5 protein-coding genes are annotated in these 6431 nt (G+C 57.2%); all 5 read left to right on the top strand.

Annotation, left to right across the window (positions count from 1 at the left end; genetic code table 11):
- Nucleotides 1–722 (top strand): MipA/OmpV family protein (locus tag AAAC48_RS25620; RefSeq protein ID WP_340656903.1); only part of this gene is annotated, 722 nt, incomplete at its 5' end.
- Between the two features lie 276 nt (nucleotides 723–998).
- Nucleotides 999–3917 carry an isoleucine--tRNA ligase gene (gene ileS, locus AAAC48_RS25615; protein ID WP_340656902.1) on the top strand — a complete coding sequence of 973 codons (2919 nt, stop codon included), beginning with the start codon at nucleotides 999–1001 and terminating at the stop codon, nucleotides 3915–3917.
- Nucleotides 3918–4109: 192 nt separating this feature from the next.
- Nucleotides 4110–4778, top strand: coding sequence for a hypothetical protein (locus AAAC48_RS25610; protein ID WP_340656904.1), 669 nt, complete (start codon nucleotides 4110–4112; stop codon nucleotides 4776–4778).
- A gap of 619 nt (nucleotides 4779–5397) precedes the next feature.
- Nucleotides 5398–5586, top strand: a complete 189-nt coding sequence (locus tag AAAC48_RS25605; RefSeq protein WP_340656901.1) for a hypothetical protein — start codon at nucleotides 5398–5400, stop codon at nucleotides 5584–5586.
- 174 nt (nucleotides 5587–5760) lie between these two features.
- On the top strand, nucleotides 5761–6225 hold the full coding sequence (locus AAAC48_RS25600; protein WP_340656900.1) for an autotransporter domain-containing protein: 465 nt from the start codon (nucleotides 5761–5763) through the stop codon (nucleotides 6223–6225).
- Nucleotides 6226–6431: the final 206 nt, after the last annotated feature.

Below are 6431 nucleotides of genomic sequence, written 5' to 3'. Positions count from 1 at the left end.
GGTGGTCTGGCGACTGGTATCTGACGCTGGGCGCGAAAGGCTTTGTCGCACCCCGTTACGAGGGCGCCAAGGATTTCCTTTTGAGCGCTGCTCCGGTCATTTCCCTCGGTCGCGCCGGCAATTCGGTTCGTTTCTCGTCACTCAATGACAACGCATCGTTGGGCTTCATCGATACGGGCGTTTTTCGCGCCGGTGTGACGGGCAAGCTGATCACAGGCCGTGATGACGGCGATTCCGACGACCTCAAGGGCCTGCACGATGTCGATTGGGGCGTTGAGCTTGGTGGTTTTGCCGAGTTCTATCCGACGGACAATATTCGCGGCCGTGTCGAAGTGCGTCGCGGTATCGGTGCTCATGACGGCGTTGTTGCCGACGTTGCCATCGATGCATTCCAGGATTTGACGCAGACCGTCCGAGTCTCTGCGGGTCCCCGCGCGACGTTTGCCACCAAGGATTACTTCAAGGAATATTATGGCGTGAATGCAAGCGAGTCGGCCGTTTCCGGTCTCGCACAATATTCGCCTGGCGGCGGTCTCAAATCACTTGCCATTGGTGGCCAGATCACATGGCAGACGACTGAGAAGATCACGACGAGCGCCTATGCAGAATACAGCCGCTTGATGGGCCCTGCGGCTGATTCCAGCCTGGTGAAAGAACGCGGCTCTGCCAATCAGGCCACTGTTGGCGTGCAGGCGACCTATCGTTTCGATTTCTCCCTGTAGCCAGGGCAGGGCGACCCCACGCGAAGTTTATTGCGGCTGCCCCTTTATTCTCGCAGGCGTCGTTGCTAAAAGCGCGGTCATGAAAACCGTTTGCTGGACTTGCATGCAGTCCATACCTATTCAAGCGATACGAATTACTGGCCCGGCCTTGCCGCGTTCCTGAAGCTTCGGCTTTGCGGTGCGGAAGGTCCGGGGCGGCGCTTCAGCGCTCTATTGTGATTTCTTCAAATCCCTGCCTGCTGCGATCACGCGCGGGCCATTATACAAGCTGGAAAAATGACCGACACGTCCACGACACTCGACTATTCAAAAACGCTCTATCTGCCGCAGACGGATTTCCCGATGCGCGCCGGCCTGCCTGCCAAGGAACCGGAATTCGTCAAGCGCTGGCAGGAGATGAACCTCTACAGGAAGTTGCGAGAGGACGCCAAGGAGCGCCCGCTTTACGTCCTGCATGACGGCCCGCCCTATGCCAATGGCAATATCCACATCGGCCATGCGCTGAACAAGATCCTCAAGGATGTCATCACCCGCTCATTCCAGATGCGCGGCTATAATTCCAACTACGTTCCGGGCTGGGATTGTCACGGCCTGCCGATCGAATGGAAGATTGAGGAGCAGTATCGCGCCAAGGGCAAGGACAAGGACGATGTGCCGATCAACGAATTCCGCAAGGAATGCCGCGAGTTCGCCACCAACTGGATCAAGATCCAGTCGGGCGAGTTCAAGCGGCTCGGTATCGAGGGCGATTTCGAGAACCCGTATACGACCATGGCCTTTCATGCAGAAAGCCGCATCGCCGGGGAACTGCTGAAATTCGCCATGTCCGGCCAGCTCTATCGCGGCTCGAAGCCGGTCATGTGGTCCGTGGTCGAGCGCACGGCACTGGCCGAAGCCGAGGTCGAATATCAGGATGTCGAGAGCGATATGATCTGGGTGAAGTTCCCGGTGGCGAAAGGGCCATCGGATCTATCGTCGGCTCATGTCGTCATCTGGACGACTACTCCTTGGACCATCCCAGGCAACCGTGCCGTCAGCTATTCGACGCGCGTTGCCTACGGTCTCTATGAGGTCGAGTCTGCGGAGAATGATTTTGGTCCGCGCCCGGGAGAAAAGCTGATCTTCGCTGACGCACTTGCCGAGGAATCCGCCGCGAGAGCCAAGCTGACCTTCAAGCGTATCCGAACTGTCTCGGCTGATGAGCTTGCGGCGATCACGCTTGCCCATCCGTTCGAAGGTTTTGGCGGCGGTTATGAATTCGCGGTGCCCATGATCGACGGCGATCATGTCACCGACGACGCAGGTACGGGTTTCGTGCATACAGCCCCGGGCCATGGCCGCGAGGACTTTGAGGCCTGGATGAACGCAGCTCGCGACCTCGAAGCACGCGGCATTTCGCCTGCAATCCCCTTTGCCGTTGACGACGCGGGCTATTACACCAAGGACGCGCCGGGTTTTGGACCGGATCGCGAAGGCGGGGCTGCACGTGTCATTGACGACAATGGCAGGAAGGGTGACGCCAACAAAGCCGTCACTGACGAGCTCATCGCCCGCAACGCCCTGTTTGCGCGTGGCCGTCTGAAGCATTCCTACCCGCATTCATGGCGCTCGAAGAAGCCGGTGATCTTCCGCAACACGCCGCAATGGTTCGTCTATATGGACAAGGATCTCGGCGATCAGACCACGCTGCGCTCCCGGGCGCTCGCCGCCATCGACGAGACTCGCTTCGTACCGGCTGGCGGTCAGAACCGCCTGCGTGCCATGATCGAGGATCGTCCGGATTGGGTCCTGTCGCGCCAGCGCGCCTGGGGCGTGCCGATCTGCGTCTTTGCCGATGGGAACGGCAATGTCCTGAAGGATGATGCCGTCAATGCCCGCATTCTTGAGGCTTTCGAACAGGAAGGCGCCGACGCCTGGTTTGCCGAAGGCGCGCGCGAGCGGTTTCTTGGCGAAAAGGCGAACGAGCCGTGGACGCAGGTTCGCGACATTCTCGATGTCTGGTTTGATTCGGGCTCCACACATGTGTTCACGCTGGAAGACCGGCCGGATCTGAAATGGCCAGCCGACGTCTATCTCGAGGGCTCGGATCAGCATCGCGGCTGGTTCCATTCCTCGTTGCTGGAAAGCTGCGGCACGCGTGGCCGTGCGCCTTACAATACCCTCGTCACCCATGGTTTCACCATGGACGAGGAAGGGCGCAAGATGTCGAAGTCGCTCGGCAATACGGTAACACCGCAGGATGTGATCAAGGATTCAGGCGCGGATATCCTGCGTCTCTGGGTCATGACGACGGATTACTGGGAAGACCAGCGCCTCGGCAAGAATATCATCCAGACCAACATCGACGCCTACCGCAAGCTTCGCAATACGATCCGCTGGATGCTCGGCACGCTTGCCCATGATGAGGGCGACGAGATTGCCTATGCCGACATGCCGGAGCTCGAAAGGCTGATGCTGCATCGCCTTGCCGAACTCGATGAACTGGTACAGTCGGGCTATGACGCGTTCGAGTTCAAGCGTATCACCCGCGCCTTGATCGATTTCATGAATGTCGAGCTCTCGGCGTTCTATTTCGATATCCGCAAGGACGCGCTCTATTGCGATGCGCCATCGAGCATCAGGCGCAAGGCCGCGCTGCAGGTCGTGCGCAGCCTCTTTGATCGCATCGTCACATGGCTGGCGCCGATGCTGCCATTCACGACCGAGGAAGCATGGCTTGATCTGCACAACGACGCCCTATCGGTGCATCTGGAACAGTTCCGCGATACGCCGAATGAGTGGAAGAACGATGAGCTCGCCGCAAAATGGCGCAAGGTGCGTGATGTGCGCCGTGTCGTCACCGGCGCGCTTGAGCTGGAGCGTGCCGACAAGCGCATCGGTTCGTCGCTCGAAGCCGCACCCGTCGTCTTCGTCACGGATCCGGAATTGCTTGCCGCGGTAAAGGATCTCGATATGGCGGAGATCTGCATCACGAGCGCAATCACGATCAAGGGAGAGGCCGCTCCTGCGGGTGCTTTCGTTACGGATGATGTCAAAGGTGTTGCGGTCGTACCCGAGCGCGCAACAGGCACGAAATGCGCCCGTTCATGGCGTTATACCCATGATGTCGGTTCGGATCCTGCTTATCCTGACGTTTCGGCACGTGACGCTGCCGCGCTTCACGAGCTTGCAAAGCTCGGAAAGCTTGCCGTGTAAACAATGAGATGCGGGTCACAATTTACCTGATCCGCATTATCCTTAACAAAAACTGTCGTTGACTTGCTTAATACGGTTCGCCTCATGTAAAAGGCTTGCCATTGAACTGCCTGATTTTAGGGGCAGGGCATGGATCAAGCAAATTTGATCAGCAGCGTGATCTGCTTAAGGCTCGGGTTGGAAGTGGCAAGTATGGATTTGAACGGACGCATTACGGTTCTCGGTGCATTGGTTGCGTCACTGGCGCTCGGTGGCTGCGTATCATCGCCAACCTATGGTACGGACAAGACCGCAGGCAGTCAGCTGCTGGACGATGTTTCGAACATGGCTGCGCTTGGGCCGAAAAAGAAAAACCAGATTGCCTACAATCCCCGTCCGGAGCTGGTTCGTCCCGTTGAAGGCAAACCTCTGCAATTGCCGGCGCCGCAAACGGCTGCGGAGACGGCGAACAATGCAAACTGGCCTGAATCGCCTGAAGCGCGCCGTAAACGGATTCGTGATACTGCAACGGCCAATCAGAACAATCCAAATTTCGTACCGGAAGTCGCAGGCGACATGCCTCTTGCCAAACAGGATACTGGCAAGCCGGCATATGGCTTCTTCAATGACAAGGTTCCCGCCAATGATGGTAACAAGTCCGATGCGGGAGCGGATTTCCGCGCGCGCAAACTTGCTTCCACTGCTGGATCACCGACGACCCGCCGCTATTTGAGCGAACCGCCGCTTGAATATCGTCAGCCGGCCGCTACGGCTTCCGCCAATGAGCTGGGCGAGGACGAGGCTAAGAAAGAGCGCGAGCGCAAGGCCGCTGCCCGCAAGGACAAGGGCTTCAGCTGGCGGAACCTTATTCCTTGGGAATGATGCGGTAGATCAACGTTCACTCACGACCGCATGTACAGTCATGCGCCGCTAAGGCGGATGAGAACGCATATCTGACATACCACCAGTCAAGGGATCTCCGAACTGGCTTGTTCCTTCGGTTTGAGTCGATGCGACGCTCCGGGGTACGGCCGCGTGGCGCCATGCCTATGGGGATACAACATCATCCTTGCAGCCGGCTTTTGCGGGAACCGGGACCTTCGAGATTGCCGGGCTGCCAGTTGCGCGCGGGCTCTGCGCTGTTGGAAGCGGGATTTGACGTTGATGTGGCGTCCAGTACCACAATTGCCCTTTCTTATCAGGGACTGATCGCAGGCAAAATCCAGGATCACGGGTTCAGGGCTAACCTCGAAGTAAAATTCTAATCCGTTTCAAATACGCAGACAGCAGCCGGACACGCAGACCTGTGTCCGGCTTATTGTTTTTGAAAAGCATCATTTAAGTACAACCAAAGACAATTAAATACAACAGCTCTGCAAGGATGTTGTAGTAGGCATAGTACTATAGTAGTATGCCTCTTGCTCAAGTCTATCGGGGAACTGTCTTGGTAGGTAGGCTCTGTTTGTGGTGCCGTGCTGTGAAGCTCGGAGCAAAATTCGCCATGACGGCCGATTTTGGCGCGGTATCCATTCCGATGACGCTATCGCGGTCGGATAAAATCGATAAAGATATTTGGAAAAAATACCTGCGGCAAACCTTCTCCGCGCTGGCCCTTATGGCGGCTATCGCAGAGCCCTTGCGCAACAGATTGTCGGCAGTGGCGACGTCTCATCCCGTACCAAGCCGGTGATAACCAATCCTCCCAGCCCCTTTGATGCGGGAAATTCCATAACTATTGGCGAAGCCGCGCAAGGCACGTTGACCATCAGCAATGGCGGCAACGAATTTCTTGGAAGTGAAAACCCCATCGGCGGCAACAAGACTTCATTCATTGCCGCAGAGTTTGACAGTGCCGCAGACTCGATTGACCGCAGACTATAGTGGCGGGACGGCTCAAATCTTCGGCGAAATCGGCTACAATATTCCATATCAAAGCGTCGCTCTTGAGCCATTCGCCAATCTCGCCTATGCCAATCTGCATCTCGACGGCTTTACCGAAACAGGCGGTTCGGCGGCGCTTGCCAGCACTTCATCGTACACGGATGTGACATCCAGCGCAGATGGACTTCGTGCCTCGCCGCCGCTGTCATTTGGCTCCGCAGACGTAACGCTGCGCGGCATGGCGGGCTGGCGTCATGCGTATGGCGACGTCAGGCCGTTGTTGCATTTCGCATTTACCGGAACGGATACTTTTGAAATTTCTGCACTGCCGATCGCCCGACGCCGCGCTGCTGGAAGCACGGCTCGATGTCGGCCTGACCCGGGCGGCCACCTTCGAGCTCTCGTATCAAGGGCAGATCGCCAGCGAAGTTCAGGATCATGGCTTTAGAGCGGATTTGACGGTCCGCTTCTGAATCGCCCTCAACTATGCCAGGTTCAAAAAAAATTGGAGCGGACGGATGCCTCGGCCCGTTGTTTTCGCTTATAAGGAATGTGCGCCGCATCCTTCCCGCCAATCGAGGACCGCAACAATTGTTCATCCTGCGATTTCTTGGACTGATTCTGCTTGTCCTGCTGACGCTGTTTGGCTTTTTG

Source organism: Phyllobacterium sp. (assembly GCF_037994405.1).
Classification (GTDB): Bacteria; Pseudomonadota; Alphaproteobacteria; order Rhizobiales; family Rhizobiaceae; genus Phyllobacterium.
The sequence above is the reverse complement of the archived record's forward strand: the minus strand, read 5'-3'. Positions and strand labels throughout refer to the sequence as shown.

What these genes read in the sequence shown, in the direction of transcription:
- ileS (WP_340656902.1), top strand. Translation starts at nt 999, where the DNA reads ATGACCGACACGTCCACGACACTCGACTATTCAAAAACGCTCTATCTG.
- AAAC48_RS25610 (WP_340656904.1), top strand. Translation starts at nt 4,110, where the DNA reads ATGGATTTGAACGGACGCATTACGGTTCTCGGTGCATTGGTTGCGTCA.
- AAAC48_RS25605 (WP_340656901.1), top strand. Translation starts at nt 5,398, where the DNA reads ATGACGGCCGATTTTGGCGCGGTATCCATTCCGATGACGCTATCGCGG.